The organism is Actinomadura sp. NPDC000600, from assembly GCF_040492135.1.
Taxonomy (GTDB): Bacteria; Actinomycetota; Actinomycetes; order Streptosporangiales; family Streptosporangiaceae; genus Spirillospora.
In genome coordinates, this window is sequence record NZ_JBEUPD010000140.1 from 1 (window position 1) to 1093 (window position 1093).

1 protein-coding gene is annotated in these 1093 nt (G+C 68.6%); it reads left to right on the forward strand.

The window, feature by feature from the left end; all coding sequences use genetic code 11:
• Window positions 1-861: 861 nt before the first annotated feature.
• Window positions 862-1093, forward strand: a 232-nt coding sequence (locus ABWI07_RS44325; RefSeq protein WP_353822233.1) for a hypothetical protein, incomplete at its 3' end; no start/stop codon positions are given.

Below are 1093 nucleotides of genomic sequence, written 5' to 3' on the forward strand. Positions count from 1 at the left end.
GTGTTCTGGCGGCTGAGCGCCCCGCTCTGGGGGCACCTGCGCCACCCGGTGGCCGTCTCGGTGGCGTTCTGCCTCGTCGGCGGGAGCTGGGCACTCACCCGAGGAATAACGAATTGGGAAGCTGCGGACCCGAGCCACAGAACGGGACCTCAGATATCGGAAAGCTTGAATTCCGGGGTGCGGAGGTACCGGAGCCGAACGGCCCCCGGGGCCGGGTGGCGGAACCGCCCACCGGCACCGGCCGCGCTTCCTCGCTTGTGAGCGTCACGGCCGGCACCACCCGAGACTCAGAGCCGCTGCTGCTGTCCACGACCCGCACCCGGGCGCGGTGCCGCACGCGAAGCGAGCTCAGCCACAGAGGCCGGCCCCACACGGTCCGCTGGTTGGCCACGGCGACGCACCCGCCGCTGCCAGCTGCTTCCTCCAAAGCGCCGTGGTGTGTCGGTGGTTGATCAGAGCTGCAAGATCAGGTATCACGCGCGCACACGCTCTAGAGGGGGAACGAGATTCCGCATCGCTCCAGGTCAGGGCGTTTTGGTGCCGCTGGGGGTATCACCCCGGGGTGATAAATCGAGGGGCCAGTTATCGCCCCGGGGTTATAAAACCACGTCGGTTTGTGCACCTGGGGGACATTGTGCGGATGGGTGGCGTGGTGCCGGGTCGGGCAGCTTGTGCACTGGGGGGACATTCGAGGTGGGGCGGTCGTCGCGGTCGCCCGCGGGTCGGCAGGGGGGAGAAATCACCCCCGGGTGATAACGACACGCCGAAAGTGCAGCTGGGGGACACGAAAGTGCACCAGGGGGACAATCGCGTATGCTGCCGTTGCCTGGCCCTACTGATCTTGAGGAGCGGACCCCCGCGATGACTGCACAGCCCCAGCAGCAGCCGCGCCGGAGGCCGGCCTCGCCCGGAGCTCCGCCGCCTCCGCCGCCCAGTGCGTTCCGGGCGCCGGGGGCCCTTCGGCGCACCAATGTGGTCAACCTGCCGGACGGCTACCGGGCCAGCGTTGAGCCGCCCGTCACCAGCGATGGCTTCCTGGGCGAGGACTTCGTCATGGACAGCCAGGAGTTCCTGTGCTGGCTGTCGGACTACT